Source organism: Rudanella paleaurantiibacter, assembly GCF_009184635.1.
In the GTDB taxonomy this organism is placed as follows: domain Bacteria; phylum Bacteroidota; class Bacteroidia; order Cytophagales; family Spirosomataceae; genus Rudanella; species Rudanella paleaurantiibacter.
Genome location: NZ_WELI01000011.1, coordinates 53,950 through 69,861 on the forward strand (window position 1 = coordinate 53,950; position 15,912 = coordinate 69,861).

The following is a 15,912-nucleotide window of genomic DNA, read 5'->3' on the forward strand; positions in this document are numbered from 1 at the left end:
GGAAACAACTGAAAGTGGGCAAAGGGGTTTTTGACCTGAAGCTGATGGTTAAGTAAATGACAAAAGGGCACTTCTTTCGAGGGGAGGTGCCTCTGTAAATTAACAAATGCGCAATCTTTATCTATATCGGTCGTTCTATTGATACAGATCGTCTATTAATTTGTCGGTTAACATCCTCCTCCGGTTGGATTCTGCGCAAAAGGCGGTAGCTTACAAGCTTGGTTCGCTCATCTGAGGCTCTTCTCTTGCTCACTAGTCACGCCGGACTTCCGATTTTTATATCCCGGTTGCGCTTAAATCAGTATCGAGATCGCCCGGCCGATCATCATTAAAACCGCAACCGGTCTATCCATTTTACCAATTCAATTAGCACCCAACTGTCTGTACCGATGCCCTATTTGGCCCGACGGTTGGGGGCTTGCATGGGTTATCATACCCGTTTTCTGTAATTGAACCCCTATTTGATGTCAAACAATCTGAAGTTTACGGCCGCTCACTCGTCTACGTTTTATGCTACGTTGCGCGGGCGGGTCGACGCTTATTTTGCCGGGCAGGGTATTTCCTCCCACGCCAATGGTGCCATGTGGTTTAAAGCCATTTTTTTTCTTGCCGGATATGTAGTCTTGTACGGCTTAATTCTGTCAAATCTGTTCGGGGTCTGGGCTATGCTTGGGCTGAGTATCGTGTTGGGCGTGTTTGCGGCCTGCATTGGGTTCAATGTCTCGCACGACGGGCTCCACGGCGCCTTTTCGGCCCGGCCGTGGGTCAATCGGCTGATGGGCAACAGTTTTTACCTGCTAGGGGCCAACCCGTACGTTTGGAAACTGACGCACAATGTGGTGCATCATACGTACACCAATATTCCGGGACACGACGAAGACATTGAACTGGCGCCCGGTTTGGTACGGCTCAACCCCGAAGACCCGCTGTTTGCCTGGCACCGGTTTCAGCATATTTACACCTTTCCGCTCTATGCACTGGCGTCGTTATCCTGGGTGGCCCGGAAAGATTACAAGAAGTTTTACCAGAAGCAGATTGGGCAGCACAAAACGCCTAAACACCCACGGCGCGAGCACATCAATTTGTTTGTGGGCAAAGGCCTGTATTACATTGCCTTTCTGATCGTGCCGTACCTCGTGTTGCCGCTGGCGTGGTGGCAGGTACTGCTGGGGTTTGTGGCTATGCATTTGGCCGAAGGGCTTGTGCTTGGGCTTGTGTTTCAATTGGCGCATGTAGTGGAAGGAACCGAGTTTCCGTTGCCGCATGGATCGGGCACCATGCCCGATACCTGGGCCAGCCATCAGTTGCAGACCACAGCTAATTTTGCGCCCAGTAGCCCTGTGGCGGCTTTCATTTGCGGAGGACTGAACCGGCAGGTTGAGCATCATTTGTTCCCAAAGGTCTGCCATATTCATTACCCGGCGCTGGCACCAATTGTCCGGGCTACGGCGGCAGAGTATGGCCTGCCATACCTCGAAAACAAAAGTTTTGGCTCGGCGCTCTATTCACACTACCGTATGTTGCACAAGCTCGGTCGGCCGCTCGAGAAGCGGGTTAAGGAGCCAGTTAGAATGTCGGTGGGTGCGTATTAACGCCAGCAAAAAGCGCTCTGAGGATCGATTCCCAGAGCGCTTTTTTTATTCTGCGTAGACTATAATCCTGTATTAGCCAACCCCCAAATGTAATATTCGAGTGTATCGCCGGAACCCGTAACATCGACTTGTAAGTCTTTACCCTGCCAGGTGATTGGGTCAACGCCATTGATGGTATTGTTGAGCATACAAATCTCGGGACCTCCCCGAATTGCACTCAAAATATTAATCCGCACTTTGGGGGTAATAATCTGGCCTTCAACCGTGAAGAGCTCGTCGAAATTGATGCGCATGTTGTTTGGGACATGTAGAGGTGAAAAAATAATCGGCACATGGTCGCAAACTATGCAAGGGCTGTTGCCGGAATCGGGGGAGAAGTAGCAGAAATACTGCCTGAGAAAGAGAAGAAGCTCGGCCCCAATCAGCGCAAAACAGAAGTAGGGGTTACAGATAGCTTGTCTGTTAAAGTACTTGATTGACAGTGGCTTGGAATTAACTTCTGCGGGCGATAGATGCGGCCGGCATTAAGTCCATATTCAGCCTTGCTTTCAGTAGAGCAACACTACTTGCGTGCAAATAATTACACCACCGCCCCTTAATTTACCCCGATCCAAATTTGTGAGACAATTCTCCAAAGTAATTAAAGCGATTTGTTGTCAAATGTGTTGTACTATAAAGCACCTTTCAATGGCCTACTGAGTTCACCTGCATTCAAGCATTGAGAAACCCTCACCGGCCCCGCAAAAAGACTCGAAATATGGGCGGTGTAGCCCCCGTTTCTTTCACCCCCGCATAGGCAGACCTACAAAAGCCGGTTAGAATATAAACCATTAGCCGCCAACCGTTGCAGACACATGTGTTATGAAAACCAGCACCAATACACTTACCGTTGTTACTGCCTACAGCTCTATTTCGCCCAAGCCGTGCCGAAAGGCCTACCTCAATAGTAGCGAGGAGTTGGCAACACAACGATTTCTGCGCGAGTTTCCGGCCGCCCGCGATTTGACCGTGGTGGTGCTTGGCTTTGAAGATGAATTTACGATTCGGCCCAACGGGACCCTTGCAGCCTATTGACACTCCAGACACGTACCCAATGACCATAATTTTTAACTACTTGTTTATTGCTACACCAACCGGTTTCAAAACCCGGCTACCGGTGCAGCTCCCCAACGGCACCCTTTTTCCTAAATCGATGGTATTAACCCCCATTGATTTACAGAGCGTGGATATGGCCAATTGGGAAGGAAAACACCTTAACGTAACCATTCGGGAGGGCGTTTATTTGATTCACGGGTTGGCAGTCAACCCTGTCCCCTTAGCCTAACAGCTTCTTAGGTAAGTTCAATAGTAAAACACGTACAACCCATGAATATATACCAGAATTTCACGAATACCCTCGAAAGTTTGTCTATTCAAATCGTGCAGTGGCTCGACATGTCCGAGCGACTATTTCGCCCGGTTATCGGTCCAAACAAGCAGTTGGGGTCCCTTAATTTCGCGCTTATTCCGGTTTCGGTGAAGCGTTTTTAAGGGATAAATAGTAGCTGGGTAATTCGTAAAAACGTCCTGAATAGGCCATTAGGCGTGTTCAGGACGTTTTTTGTTTAGGTAACTGCTGCCTTGTCTCCGGTTCAACGCCCAAACTGACGCAGGTTATACACGAAGCTCACGAGCAGGTACCGACGTAAAATCCGATTCTGCACATCGTCAATGTAGGTGTCGGTTGTGTTACGAATCAGGCTTCGATTCTGGTTGAGGAGGTCAAACACCTGCACCCGTAGCTCGCCCGTGTCTCCTTTGAAAAAATGCCGCGATAAGGCCGCGTTCCAGAGCACAAACCGCTGATTGAAACCCGCAGCCCGCCCGGTGGTGCCTGTATAAGTCAGGTCGGTGGTGAGAGCCAGCCGGAAGGGCAACTTCCAGAACAGGTCGGCGGTGGCGTGTTGCCACCAGAAAGCCGCGTTCTGGTTTGGCAGGAGCGAGTACGAAGCCGTTTGGTAGGTCAGGTTGCCGCTAAGGCCGTAGTCTAAATGCTCGTTGTAGCTCGATTGCAGACGCACGCCCTGCCCCACACTCCGGTTGATGGTCTCGTTGGCGTCGCCGTTGATAAAGCTCCGCGACCGGCTGAGGCCCAGATTCGTGGTGAAGGTAAGCCCCAATTTGGATGGTTGCAGGGTGCGCCCTACCGCAACCGACCCGTATGCCGACCAGAAACCCCCGGCGTTGACCGGTTGGGTAGTTTGTACGCCCGCCGGACTGATGATGGTGGCGGTAGAAATCCGGTTATTGCTTTGATTGACACTCGCGAAAGCCGAGAAACTCTGGTTCGAAAACCGGGTGGCCGCGTTGTACACCAGCACCAGCGTGTTGTAAAACTCCGGGTCCAGCCGGGGGTTGCCAACCTGAATCTGGAGCGGGTTGGTATTGTCGAGCACGGGTTGCAGTTGCCCAACCGAAGGCACCGAAAGCCGGGTGCGGTATTGCAGGCGCAGGTTTCGGTTGCCCGAAAAGGTGTAGCTAAACAGGGCGTTGGGCAGTAGGTTGACATAAGACCGTTGCTCCGCCGTTTGGTCTGTGCGGTTGTGGAGTTGCCAATGTGCCTGCTGGGCATCGAGCCCAACCGCCCATTTGTAGCGCAGTCGCTGGGTCTGAAACGTAGCACCCGCCCGGTGCGCCCCAAACGAACTGCCAAACCGATTCGTGAGCGGGAGGTTTACGCGGTCGAACAGGCCGGTTGCTTCATTTTGGTCGGTAGCCTGCCGGTCGGCGTGGCTGTTGTTGATTGAATACACGTACCGAAGTTCCACTTTTTGCGTAAACGAAACCGGCTCGGTGTACGACAGGGTCAGCACGTGCTGATTGGTAAAACTCGCTTGCCCTATTTGCCCGTTCAGCCGGTTGGACGAAGGGTTAGTGCCGGTTGAATCAAAAAACGTGTTGGTCGAACGGTTCAGGGCCTGGGTTTGCCCATCGGTCATGACCGAGTTGAGGTTCACCGACAGGGTACGGCCTTCGCGTCGGAATTTACGCGTGAGCAATAGGTTGTTGGTGCCGTTGAACCCCGTTTGGGCCGAGTTGAACGCGGTTTCGCCCGTATTGACCGGCTGAACGGCGGACCCCATACCATTGCCCAGCAGCACCGACCGGCTGGACAGCCGACTGGTGAAATCGGCAGTTTGCCACACGAGGCCCGGTGTCAGGCGCAGGTTGGTGAGCGAGTCGAGTTGCCAGTCGAGTCGAGCGTTGAACCGGTGGTTCAGTTGCCGGTTTTGACTGTACAGGCTTGCGTCGGTGGTGAGGGGGCGTTCAGGTAAGATGCTCGTACGCCGACTTTGCCCATCCGTTACCGTGATGCCCTGAGTCAGAAAATAACTCATGGCAATCTCGGCCCGATGCCCGTGTTTATTCCGGCGGCTGTCGTTACGGCGGCCGTCGCTACGGTAATTGACTCCCCCGGCTCGTACCTCAATAACGTTGGTGGGCGACTGGGGGCCTGCGCCACCGGGGCCTTCCGGGTTCCCGACCGGCCCCGATGGCCCACCTGCTCCCAGACTAAAGTTCTGCTGGTTGAGGTTGTTGGCCTGCCCAATAAGCGAAATCTGTTTCCGCCTGCCGTCGTTGTTGGCGCTGAATCGGTTCAAATTTAGCCGTCCCGAATACCGATTTGCCTGATCGTCACGGGCTGTACCCAAACCCAGCTCATTTTGCCCGAAATACCCTTTCCGTTTGTCCGGTTTGAGCGTCAGGTTGAGGGTTGGTTCGCGGTTCCCATCGTCGATACCCGAAAACGACGACAAATCGGACGACTGATCGAACAGCTGTACCTTATCGACAATATCGGCGGGCAGGTTGCGGGTAGCCATGCGGTGGTCGGTGCCGAAAAACGGCTTACCATCGACCAATACCCGGTTTACGGTTTGTCCGTTGGCTTTGATCGTGCCGTCGCGGCTTACCTCCACGCCCGGTAGCTTACGGAGAAGTGCTTCGACCTGCGCGTTGGGCTGCGTTTTAAACGAACCGGCGTTAAACACTACCGTATCCTGCCGGATCGTAACCGGTGCGCTTTCCTGCCGAACCACCACCTCGCCCAACTGTTGGCTCTGCTCCACCAGGCGCAGCACACCCACCTGTACCGAAGCTTCGCCGGGCTTCACTGCCACCAGTTGCGAGCCATTTCGGTAGCCGAGGTACGTAACCAGAACCCGGTAGCTGCCCGACGCCAGGTTGCGGAGCATAAACAGGCCGTCGTTGTCGGTGACTGTGCCCGTCACGTAGCTGGAATCGCGAGCGTTCAGCAGCGAGACCGATGCCTGCCCCAGCGGTTTGGCCGTGGCCGAATCGACCACCATACCGCCCAACTCGGTGCGCGGTGCGGTGCGTTGAGCGAGCCCGCTCAGAGACAGTAAAAGGCTCAGGATGAGAAAAACCGGTTTCATGCAAAGGGTCAATTTGGAGTAGATAAAGCCGGAAAGGGTAGGGTAGGGCGATGGCTTACCCACCAAAGCCAGGCCGGGCGTGCTTCTGTACAAAGTCAGATACGGCTTTCTGGCGCAGTTCGAGCAGTTGCTCAGGCGACACCTTCTGCGCTTTCACGTTCGGTTTGGCCACGCTTGGGTCGGCGGCTGCTTTGCGTATTTTGGTGGCCCTGAACTGTTCTTTACTTCCTTCAATGAGCAGCACCGTGCCTTTTTCGGGGGTAAGTTCAGGCACGGGTGAGTAGCTGAATGGCAGGTCGGTGGTGAACCAGACCGCATAGGTCTCTTTTTTGAATGGCACGGTGGCTTTTCGGCAGGTGTACCCGGCTATTTTCCGGGTTTGATCGGTTTGTTGCCAGCCGCTAATGCGTGTCATCTGCGTTTCGGCCTGATACGTTTTGGCTTCGGCACCTTGCCCCACCGTCAGAATCGTCACTTTTTTGAGGCCATTCAGGTCAAGGTACGTTTGCTCGCTAAAGGGCCGCCCCATCACCCGACTTTGCCCGCCGGGGCCATTGGCGGCCCGAAACTCCTCGTCGTTGCGGGTCACTTTGGCCTGCGTTCCATTGATAAGCACGGTTTGCTCCGTAATGCGGGCGTCGGGAATATCCTTCGGAAAGTTGGGGTCGCTCGGTTTCATGAGCTCACCATTGTCGTCGAGGAATTTGAGGCTGGCGGGGTCAATTTTTTGGACCCATTCGTACGAGATTTGCCCGGCCCAGGTGGGGGTTGTTTGAGCCTGACTGGAGGGGGAGAACAGCAACGCCGTGAGGCCGCTAACGAGAAAACAGAAGGTCGTTTTCATGAATCAGATGTGTTTGATTTGACACCTCAAAGGTCTGGCAGACTTTTGTAATGCACTGTTAGATAGTGTTAAACAGTGTTAACGCCCGTTTGAAGGCTCCCCAACCGGTGTAGTTTTGTGTATGAACCGACGTATTCGTTCAATTTTGGGATTGATGACCGTTTGTATGGTTGGCATCTATGCGTTTCAGGGGTATTGGCTCTGGAGTACGTATCAGATTTACCGTCAGCAGTTTAATCGTTCGGTGCAGGATGCGCTCACTTCGGTGTTGCAGCAGCGGCAGCTTTCGCAGGCTCAGGGTTTGCTGCCTGGTCGCCTAAGTCCGGGTGTGTTGGCCCCCGCTCAGGGGCCTGAGCCTGATTTGAGGAGTCCGGGGCCGCCACCCCGTGCGGAGCCCGGCTCACGGCTCCGCCGAACTTCGAATCTGGTGCTGGTTCAGAAGCCAGGTGGGCGCCCGGTTGATTTGGGCGAACTGGCGTATGCGTATTGGTTGGAGTTGGAACAACGGGGCATCGGCGCCCGATTTCTGCTCGACACGTTACAGGTCGACCCGGAGCCGTCGGGGCAGGATATTGATCTGTATCAGTCGCTAATCCGTTCGGATACCGAGGATCTGCAACAGATCATTACCACGATTCTGGTGCGCGTAAAACCGAACGAAAACCGGTTTGCGCGGGCTTCGTTCGGTACGCCCTCGTTCTATCTGGTGCGCCGGATGGGCTGGTTGCTGGGTGTTTCGGTGGTGCTTTTGTTGCTGACTACGGGCTGCTTTCTGCTGATGATGAGCACGATACTGCGGCAGAAGAAGTTGTCGGAAATCAAAAACGATTTCATCAACAACATGACCCACGAGCTTAAAACGCCCATTGCCACCGTGACGGCCGCCGTTGAAGCCCTGCAACATTTTGGGGCTCTGAACAACCCGGCCAAAACAGAGGCTTACCTGACCATTTCGCAGCAAAACCTGCAACGCCTGTCTGATCTGGTCGATAAAGTCCTGAGCTTGGCTACCGAAGAAAAACACGAACTCGGCCTCCGTCCCGAACCGGTCGACCTGAATGGGCTGGTTGACGAGCTATTGGCTGGTCATCGGCTAAAAGCCCCCAAACCGGTTGTGTTTGGGGTGGATATTCCGGTTGGTACCTTCGTTACCGTCGACCGGATTCACTTCTCCAATGCCCTGAATAATCTCATCGATAATGCCATCAACTATTCACGGGAAGAGGTGACGGTTCAGCTAACATTTGAGCGGATGGGTACCGGCTGGCAACTGACCGTTGCCGACAATGGAATCGGGATTGCCAAAGTGTACCAGTCGGCTATTTTTGACCGGTTTTTCCGCGTTCCCACGGGCGATTTACACCCGGTGAAAGGCTTCGGGCTGGGGCTGGCGTACGTCCGGCAGGTGATCGAGCGACATGGGGCGACCATTGCGCTTCGGAGTGAACTGAGCAAAGGCACGCAGTTTACCATTACGTTTCCGTAACGTATTTTGAATCACCACAACTAAACCGTAACTCAATGCCAACTGTACTGCTTGTTGAAGATGAACCGGCATTGGCCATGATTGTCAAAGACAGCCTGGAGGTACGAGGCTTTACCGTGCGCTACGCAGCCGACGGGGAGGCCGGACTAACCCTTTTTTGGCAGGAGTGCCCGGATATTGTGGTGGCCGATGTCATGATGCCTAACCTTGATGGCTTTTCGATGGCGGAGCAGATGCGCCAAACCGACCCCGACGTGCCACTTCTGTTTCTGACTGCTCGCTCACAAACCGCCGACGTGGTGCGGGGGTTTGAGCTGGGCGGCAACGATTACCTCAAAAAACCCTTCAGCCTGGATGAACTGATTGTGCGGATTAACGCTCTGCTTCGGCGGAGCGAACGTGACCGTAAGCCTGCCAACCCGCCCGATGCCGTCCCGATTGGGCGATACCGGTTCGATGCCGCCAAGCAGAAGCTAACGCTCGATGGCCGGGAGGTGCAACTCTCGCACCGTGAAGCCGAACTGCTCCGCAAACTGTACGAACAGCGAAACCAGGTGCTCGAACGGAACGCCGTGCTGCTCGAACTTTGGGGCGACGATAGCTTTTTCAATGGCCGAAGCCTCGATGTGTTCATCACGAAGCTCCGACGTCACCTCCGCGACGACCCGGCCCTGCAAATTGTCAATGTGCGGGGGGTGGGGTATAAACTCATTGTCTGAATACCCCCAAAACGCTACTTGTGGGCCACCTCGCGGGGCAGGTACCGGTTGAGCCATTGGTCGATTTCGTAGCATAGATGCAGCAGCGATTCGGTGGCCACGTAAGCATGGCTTTCGTGCGGCAACGTCACAAACCGGGCCGTTTTGCCCAGGCCCTGCAAAGCCGCGAAATACCGCTCACTTTGCATGTAGTGAGTGCCGGGGTTGTTGTCGGCCTGCCCGTGTACGAGTAAGAGCGGAGCCTCCACCCGGTCAGCGTACAAAAACGGAGACAGCCGGTTGTACAGTTCGGGGGCATCCCAAAGAGTACGCTCTTCCGACTGAAACCCGAACGGTGTCAGCGACCGGTTGTACGCTCCACTGAGGGCAATGCCGGCTTTGAACAGGTTACTGTTTGTGAGTAGGTTAGCCACCATAAACGCGCCGTACGACTGCCCCATCACAGCTACTCGCGCCGTATCGACCTGCCCCGATACATGGGCTGCTTGCAGAGCCGCGCGCGCATTAAGCAGCAACTGTTCCAGATAGGTATCGTTGGCGTTGCGGCCGGAATCGGCCACGATGGGAAACGAGACATTGGTCAGCACGGCATATCCGCGCAATGCCCAAAGCGTGGGTAATTCGGAGTAAGCCTTGAATCGGTTCGAGGATTTGGCCGTTTGTCCGGCAAACTGTTTTTGCAGATACTCCGTCGGGTAAGCCCACAGCAGGGCGGGTAATCGCTTGCCTTTGTGCTCGCTCGATACCCAAAGGTCGGCAGTGAGGGTAAGTCCGTCGGCCCGTTGGTACCGGAGCGGAATCCGTTCGAGGTTGGTAAAGTGGGGGTACGGGTTTGGGAAGTGGGTCAGTTGATACTCGGTTTGGGTGGGCAGGTGCCGACACCAGTAGTTGGTAGGGGTGTCGGGCGTTTCGCGGCTCACGAGCATCCACAAATTATCCGAGTCGATCATACCCTCCGATGCCTCGGCAAAGTCGGTTTGTGAAGCCCAGAGCGGCTTTCGGGCGCGTGTGTTTACATTCACCAGTTCGGCAAAACTGACTTCTTCGCCCCGTTCTACGCGGGTGCCCGAAAACACCAGCTGATTGGTACGGGTAAGGTCGAGGCACAATTTACCCTGGGCGTTTCGGGTCAGTTCGGGGTCACCGGGATTGGCCTGCCGGTCTTCCGTTGAGAAAGCAAACAGGGTGTCGGTCCGGTCGGGGGCATTCGGCCGAATCCGTCGCCAGATCCGTTGGCGGCTGGCCCACCATCGGTCGGCAATTAGGGCGGTGGAGTCGTTGCCCCAATACACGCCTGAAATGCGGTAAGCCGAGCGGGTCAGTTCGCGAGCCGGGCCGGTAAACGGGGCGGAGTGGGTCATCAGCCGGTCGCGGACAGCGGCTTTTTGTTTGGGGTCGCCCCCGTCCTGCGCTTCCACCCAGTAGAGTGTGGCAGGTTGGTCGCTCCGCCAGTCGATTTGGCGCGGGCCGGTCGCCACGGCATCGCGGGCGGGCGGAATCTGATCGGCAATGGGCAGGTTAGCCACCTCGTAGGCTACCTGGCCGGTTGCCCGGTTCAGCACGACCGTTTTATTCGCAAACCGGCTATAAGGCAGGGTGTACGAAAAAGGTTGGCGCAGACTTTTTACCAGCACGTACTGGCTGTTCGGTGAGGCCGAGAACTGGGTAATCAAATCGGGTTGGCCGCACGGTTGGGCGCGCCCGCTCAGGTCGACAACCGTCAATTGGCTGTGTAGATAATGGGCCAGTGTCTGCTCGTCGGCGGGGGTACGGAGCAAGTCCTGGTACGTCCGTCCGGCCTTTCGGCTTCCCTCGTTATGCTGCACAAGGGGGCCACTTACCTGGGCGTCGGGTTGGGGTAGGGGTAAGCGGTTAGCGGGCACCGTTTTCACCAGCAATCGCTCGCTGGCCGATAACCAGTCGAAACTATTCCCGGTAACGGCATTGACGGTTAGCTGACCCAATTGCCGGGCCTGAGCCGTGCGTAAATCGGCGGTCCAGAGTTCGATTTTGGTGGCTGTATGGCGCAAAAATGCGATGCGGTGCCCATCCGGCGACCAACGGAGCTCGCTCAAACGGGCGCCGTCGGGTAGCCCCAAAATGGGCCGGGTGGCCGTCTCCTTTGCTTTGGCCGGGGTGGTTGGTAACTGCCCGGTAGCCAGCCCTATCATATACAATTGACGGCTGGGACTGTTGTTGCGGGGATTGATCCGCAAACCCGCCAGCCGGAGTTCAGGCTGGGCCATTTCATGAATCGACGGGCTGGCTTCGTTCGTGATCAGTAGCGTCCGGCGCGAAATTGGGTGGAACCGGAGCGTAGGGGCGGCCGTCGCGTTAATGACCCGCCCAATTTCATTCGGGGGCAACCGGTAGCCGGTTTCCTGGGCCAAAGCTGTCACCGTACTGATGCTCAGCAGCACCAGCATATGCAATAAACGGGTCGCGTTCATGACTTACGATTTGCTGAAAAGTTGGGTTAACAAACGACGTTGTTGGGTGATGATCTGAGCCGTTCCCGACAGGACCGCTTCACGCAGGGCTGTCCCCCCGTGCTGGAAGCGCAGATCGGTGGGTAGTTTGATCGATACCTGGTAGTTGCCTTCTACCGGTAGGGGCGATACGGCATATACCTCACCCTGGAGCGAGCCGTATTTCTGGGCGGGATAGGCGCTCAGTTGCAGCGTAACGGGCATTCCGGGCCGGATACTACCCATGTCGTCGCCGTTTACTTCGGCGGTAGCCACGTATTGTCGGGTGGTGTCGTGCAGGGCAATCAGGGCTTCCTGGGCTGGAGCCACATCACCTACGGCGAGGGGGCGGAGCCATTGCACCCGACCCTTACGCGGGGCATTCACCGACCGGGTTGAGCCATCGGGGAGTTGGTACGTGAATAACGGTTGACCGGCGCGCACCAATTCGCCCGCCCGGACGGCAAGGTGGGTCAATGTACCACTCTGCCCGGTTTTGAGCAGCTCCGGTGGGCGTTTGAGTTCGAGCCGAACGCGGGCGTTGACTACGTCGGGGTAGGGGAAGAAAAACGCACCAATCAGCAACAGCATGAGCGTGGCAAACACAATAGTGCTGCCCCAACGGGTGAGCCATTTAGGCACCGACCCCATAATTTCCTGAATCTCTTCACTGCGGATTTCGAGTTGAGCAGGCATGGGAAAAGGGGTTTATGGTTTTGGTTTTACGTTTCTTAGTACTGGACAAGAAGTACAAGGTTAATTGGACGCGGATGACGCCGATATAGCGAATTCGCGCTGATGAGTGATCCGTGAAAATTAGCCAATCAGCGTCATCCGCGTGCTAATTCTTTAAACTCCTAATGGGACGCTGATAACGCCGATGCAACGAATTCGCGCTGATGAGTAATCTGTGAAAATCCACCAATCCGTGTCATCTGCGTGCCAATTCTTTAAACTCCTAATCGAACGTGGATGGCGCCGATATAGCGAATTCGCGCTGATGAATAATCCGTGAAAATCTGTCTAATCCGTGTCATCTGCGTGCCAATTCTTTCGTACTGAGCTTGCGTTTTGGGTTTATGATTATTGCTTTCATTATGAAGTTGTTGTTTCGCGAGAACAAGAAACCATAAACCATCTCTCAAGCCGGTTGCAGGACACCCTTTTTCTGGCGGGCCATCTGCGACTCGTAATACTTGCTCAGGTAGTGGTAAATGACTAGCTCGTGCTGACGCTGCTTCGATAGGAAAAACCGGTTGAGCGTCATGTGAATATAGCTGGGCATCAGCCGGTCGCGGTCGGCCTGCACGAGCGGATGGGTGGCCATCGGCTTGAGAGCCAGCGACCGTTTTTCGAAACAGGCCACGGCTTCCTCAATTTCGTCGGTATCGGCTTCGGGTGTCAAAATCTGGTTCACGAGGGCTCGGTGGGCCCGATACCGGTCGTTGAGCCGGTGCAGCAGCGTGGGCGAACCGCCAAACTCGGCCCGAAAACCGGCGCCAATCTGATCAATAAGGGCACGGCGTTCGTCGAGTGAGTATCCAAAATCATCAAACAGCCGGTCGACGTTGCGGAGGGCAAACTGCCAGCGATACTGCTCGCCCGCGTCGCCTTCAATGAGTGACAGGAAGTCGGTAATAGCCACACTGTCGTGGTAAAAAAACGTTTCGCTCAGGAGCATGGTTGGCTCGCCGTACCGTTCAATTTCGCGTTGGTAGGTGTCTACCTGAAGTTTCATGAGCAGACCCTCGTCCAGATACGGTTGAGTTGCTGCCTGCAACCGTGTCAGCAACGTGGCCCAGAAACCCGAGTTGGGGTCACCGTGGAAACGCACACGCAGGTGCGGCAGCGGGTCGGCATAGCGGATAAAGAACCAGCTATCGATTTGCCTTTGCGCCAGCATCTCCTCGGCCAGCGGTTTAATCACCTCTACCAGCAGCCGTTCGGCGGTTTTGTTGCCGCCGTACAGTTTCACATAAAGCCACTCGCTACCCACCATAAACTGCCGGGGCAGCGCCGTGCCGACGGGTGCCTGCAACCGGGGCTGGACGGGGGTTGAGGTAGTTACGTGCAGCGGAAAAAGCAACTCATGGCAGTAGGTTCCGTTTTTATCACCGACAAAACACTGGTCAACCGTTTGCAGGTGTTCAAACAGAATAATGTCTTTCTTCTTCAGCTTGTCGACCAGAATCTGTCCGGCGGCAAAGCAATCGAGGTCGAGGGGTAGGTCGTTGTCGCCTTCGTGCAGGACCACCCAGCGGGGTAACCCGAGCGATTGCCGCAACTCGGCCACAAACGTTGCCGGATTTGGGCTTTTCTCAAGTGATTTGGCGTACGTTTTCGATTCCAGATACCAGCGTTCGTAGCTCAGGACAAACTTCTGGTAGCTGATACGGGGCAGGTGCGGCTCCTTGCGGTACACGCCCCAGTCCCACGAAAACGGCTGGCTGTAGCCCTGATGCTGCAAATCGCAGAGGAACCGGTACACGGCAATGCCCTGTGTAAAATTATGGGCCGTTGAAAGCCGGGGGATAATCCGGCGGTTCAGGCGTTTAGACCGGAGAACAACCTCATCGTTTTGAATAGACACGAGCAGGTCGTCGGCGCCAATGCAGTGACTGTCGGGGGCTGCCGACCGCCCCATGTACGCTATTTCGTAATCCCGCAACTGCGGGCGCAACAGCACATTACCCGTGCGGGCTTCGGGCAGGTGCACAATCTCAGCAAAAATGGCCTCAGGTTGGCTTGCTTCCTCCTGCCGGAGCAGGTCGTTGACCGATTGGGCCAGGGCTGGGTCGCCGTGGCAGAACCGACCGAGCAGATTAGCCGCCGTTGGCCCAAAGAGGTTGCCGTACACAAAGGTATAGTCGCCCCGGTCGAGAGCCTCGGTGCTACCGGCCAGGAGCTGCCCGAACATATACATACTGGCCGGAAACCGGTTAGGCCGGTCGGGGTCGACAATGGAGTCGATATCGGCCTCGGTCAGCTCCACCGATTGTCTGTTCTGGCCCAGAAACCGGGTGTAAACCGCTTGCCGAAGCCGGGCCTCGTTCGTCCAGTTCATGGGCGTCGACGACCGTTTCTGGCGCGGAATCACCAAATCTTTCAGCAGGACAAGGTTGTCGGCCTTACCCTGCCCCGTGGCTCCGTAGCCAATACCCGACTCGTTGTCGAGCGCCAGCAGCAAGGGCACTTCCTGCTCCTCCCAGCGTTCGGAAAACCGACGTTTAAACTCGTCGAGGTCGTTGTTTTTCATCCGGTTGCCCGCTTCCAGCAGTCGGTTGGCCGTCTGTGTCAGTTCATTCAGCAGGTTCTGGTTTAGGTTAGCCCGCTCGGTTGCAAAGTAGGTATCGACCTGCACAAGGTCTTTGCTTTGGGTAGCCGTGAGCCGGTCAACTACGTCTTTGATAAACAGATACCGGCTGATTGGGCTGTCGGACCCATTCAGCAGCGCTTTTACGTTGCTCAGTTGCTCCACCAGCTCATCCGTACCGTCCAGTTGCCGGAGCCGGTCGAGCAGTACCCCAAAAAACTCGGGGCCTGTAACGGTAGGTTCCAGTTCGCTGGTCAAAATCTGGCTGTCAATGAGTTGGTTGACAAACGCCGTTGCCTGATCGAGTCGGATGGTGTCGCTTACAAGCATCTGCGCCAGTTGGTCAATTGTTTTTCCGCCCTGAGCCGCTTCCACCACGCGGCTCACATAGGCCGAGGCCCGCACGCCCGCAAGCAGGTATGACCGGTTTTTGTTACGGAGTTTGTACTCTACGTACCGGTACTGATCGCCAATCTGGTACAGGCTATTGTTGGGCAAAAATCGGAGTTGGCTCCTGATCGCGGGCTGCCGCACGAGTGTGCTAGCCAGCTCGGCTACGTAGTTCATATCGAGCCGAACGTGTTTGCGCAGCTTGGTATCAGCAAAGCGAATGGCGCTCGGTTGGTGGGTGATGGTTCCGGTGGCGCAACCCGCAAACAAACCGTAGGGGGTGCTGCGGGAGGTCATTCGGAGGTAGTATTTGTAGAGGGAATACAGCAGGCGCTCTACCTTGTCGGGGCTGCTTTTCTCCCCGTTGAGCCACCGCTCCGTTTCGGCGTATAACTCCGGCGACGCCAGGTAGATGGCCTCGCGCATGAGTTCCTGCCCGTAAACCTGACGCATCCGGTCGGCTAAACCGGTCAGGCCCGCATTGGCAATGTGCGCGTTAGCTTCCAGCAGTTCGTCCAGGGGCAGGGTAGGCGTTCGTACCAGAAAAAAAGAACCGGCGTGTAAGGTGTGTTTCATGGCGACAGAGGCTGTAATCGGTGAAGAGGATAGAACAGGTCGACTTTTTTGTATATTTACCCTCGGATTTTAATTGAAACACTTTAGA

The 15,912-nt window shown here is 55.5% G+C and carries 12 protein-coding genes; 6 read left to right on the plus strand and 6 right to left on the minus strand.

Going from position 1 to position 15,912, the window contains the following annotated elements; genetic code table 11:
* The first annotated feature begins 464 nt into the window (after window positions 1-464).
* Window positions 465-1,592 carry a fatty acid desaturase family protein gene (locus F5984_RS21905; RefSeq protein ID WP_152126361.1) on the plus strand — a complete coding sequence of 376 codons (1,128 nt, stop codon included), beginning with the start codon at window positions 465-467 and terminating at the stop codon, window positions 1,590-1,592.
* Between the two features lie 59 nt (window positions 1,593-1,651).
* Here F5984_RS21905 and F5984_RS21910 read toward each other — a convergent pair whose 3' ends face one another.
* Complete coding sequence (locus F5984_RS21910) at window positions 1,652-1,885, minus strand: hypothetical protein (protein WP_152126362.1); 234 nt, start codon at window positions 1,883-1,885, stop codon at window positions 1,652-1,654.
* 568 nt (window positions 1,886-2,453) lie between these two features.
* Between F5984_RS21910 and F5984_RS21915 the strand changes: the two genes are divergently transcribed.
* The 3 genes from F5984_RS21915 to F5984_RS26610 are packed head-to-tail and all read left to right on the plus strand — an operon-like array spanning window position 2,454 to window position 3,122.
* A complete protein-coding gene (locus F5984_RS21915) occupies window positions 2,454-2,666 on the plus strand; it encodes a hypothetical protein (RefSeq protein ID WP_152126363.1) in 213 nt (70 codons plus the stop codon).
* A 19-nt stretch (window positions 2,667-2,685) separates the two neighbouring features.
* Complete coding sequence (locus tag F5984_RS21920) at window positions 2,686-2,916, plus strand: hypothetical protein (protein ID WP_152126364.1); 231 nt, start codon at window positions 2,686-2,688, stop codon at window positions 2,914-2,916.
* A gap of 41 nt (window positions 2,917-2,957) precedes the next feature.
* Entirely contained in the window at window positions 2,958-3,122 is a 165-nt protein-coding gene (locus F5984_RS26610) for a hypothetical protein (RefSeq protein ID WP_185155610.1), read from the plus strand.
* 101 nt (window positions 3,123-3,223) lie between these two features.
* On the opposite strand, the gene F5984_RS21925 is transcribed toward F5984_RS26610, so the two are convergent.
* Complete coding sequence (locus F5984_RS21925; protein WP_152126365.1) at window positions 3,224-6,028, minus strand: TonB-dependent receptor; 2,805 nt, start codon at window positions 6,026-6,028, stop codon at window positions 3,224-3,226.
* A gap of 55 nt (window positions 6,029-6,083) precedes the next feature.
* A complete protein-coding gene (locus F5984_RS21930) occupies window positions 6,084-6,872 on the minus strand; it encodes a GLPGLI family protein (protein ID WP_152126366.1) in 789 nt (262 codons plus the stop codon).
* A gap of 121 nt (window positions 6,873-6,993) precedes the next feature.
* Between F5984_RS21930 and F5984_RS21935 the strand changes: the two genes are divergently transcribed.
* Both F5984_RS21935 and F5984_RS21940 read left to right on the plus strand, forming a co-directional pair.
* Window positions 6,994-8,358 (plus strand): sensor histidine kinase, encoded by a 1,365-nt coding sequence (locus F5984_RS21935; RefSeq protein ID WP_152126367.1) that lies wholly within the window; start codon window positions 6,994-6,996, stop codon window positions 8,356-8,358.
* A 35-nt stretch (window positions 8,359-8,393) separates the two neighbouring features.
* Window positions 8,394-9,077, plus strand: coding sequence for a response regulator transcription factor (locus F5984_RS21940; RefSeq protein ID WP_152126368.1), 684 nt, complete (start codon window positions 8,394-8,396; stop codon window positions 9,075-9,077).
* A gap of 14 nt (window positions 9,078-9,091) precedes the next feature.
* On the opposite strand, the gene F5984_RS21945 is transcribed toward F5984_RS21940, so the two are convergent.
* The 3 genes from F5984_RS21945 to F5984_RS21955 all read right to left on the minus strand — a co-directional run bounded on the left by F5984_RS21945 (window position 9,092) and on the right by F5984_RS21955 (window position 15,824).
* Window positions 9,092-11,527: a S9 family peptidase gene (locus tag F5984_RS21945; protein ID WP_152126369.1), complete on the minus strand. Its 2,436-nt coding sequence runs from the start codon at window positions 11,525-11,527 to the stop codon at window positions 9,092-9,094.
* 3 nt (window positions 11,528-11,530) lie between these two features.
* A complete protein-coding gene (locus tag F5984_RS21950) occupies window positions 11,531-12,241 on the minus strand; it encodes an HlyD family efflux transporter periplasmic adaptor subunit (RefSeq protein ID WP_152126370.1) in 711 nt (236 codons plus the stop codon).
* 445 nt (window positions 12,242-12,686) lie between these two features.
* Window positions 12,687-15,824 (minus strand): lantibiotic dehydratase, encoded by a 3,138-nt coding sequence (locus F5984_RS21955; RefSeq protein ID WP_152126371.1) that lies wholly within the window; start codon window positions 15,822-15,824, stop codon window positions 12,687-12,689.
* Between the last annotated feature and the right edge of the window lie 88 nt (window positions 15,825-15,912).

Bases quoted from the DNA above. Each gene is read 5' to 3' on its own strand.
- F5984_RS21905 (WP_152126361.1), top strand. From the start codon at position 465: ATGTCAAACAATCTGAAGTTTACGGCCGCTCACTCGTCTACGTTTTAT.
- F5984_RS21910 (WP_152126362.1), bottom strand. From the start codon at position 1,885: ATGCGCATCAATTTCGACGAGCTCTTCACGGTTGAAGGCCAGATTATT.
- F5984_RS21915 (WP_152126363.1), top strand. From the start codon at position 2,454: ATGAAAACCAGCACCAATACACTTACCGTTGTTACTGCCTACAGCTCT.
- F5984_RS21920 (WP_152126364.1), top strand. From the start codon at position 2,686: ATGACCATAATTTTTAACTACTTGTTTATTGCTACACCAACCGGTTTC.
- F5984_RS26610 (WP_185155610.1), top strand. From the start codon at position 2,958: ATGAATATATACCAGAATTTCACGAATACCCTCGAAAGTTTGTCTATT.
- F5984_RS21925 (WP_152126365.1), bottom strand. From the start codon at position 6,028: ATGAAACCGGTTTTTCTCATCCTGAGCCTTTTACTGTCTCTGAGCGGG.
- F5984_RS21930 (WP_152126366.1), bottom strand. From the start codon at position 6,872: ATGAAAACGACCTTCTGTTTTCTCGTTAGCGGCCTCACGGCGTTGCTG.
- F5984_RS21935 (WP_152126367.1), top strand. From the start codon at position 6,994: ATGAACCGACGTATTCGTTCAATTTTGGGATTGATGACCGTTTGTATG.
- F5984_RS21940 (WP_152126368.1), top strand. From the start codon at position 8,394: ATGCCAACTGTACTGCTTGTTGAAGATGAACCGGCATTGGCCATGATT.
- F5984_RS21945 (WP_152126369.1), bottom strand. From the start codon at position 11,527: ATGAACGCGACCCGTTTATTGCATATGCTGGTGCTGCTGAGCATCAGT.
- F5984_RS21950 (WP_152126370.1), bottom strand. From the start codon at position 12,241: ATGCCTGCTCAACTCGAAATCCGCAGTGAAGAGATTCAGGAAATTATG.
- F5984_RS21955 (WP_152126371.1), bottom strand. From the start codon at position 15,824: ATGAAACACACCTTACACGCCGGTTCTTTTTTTCTGGTACGAACGCCT.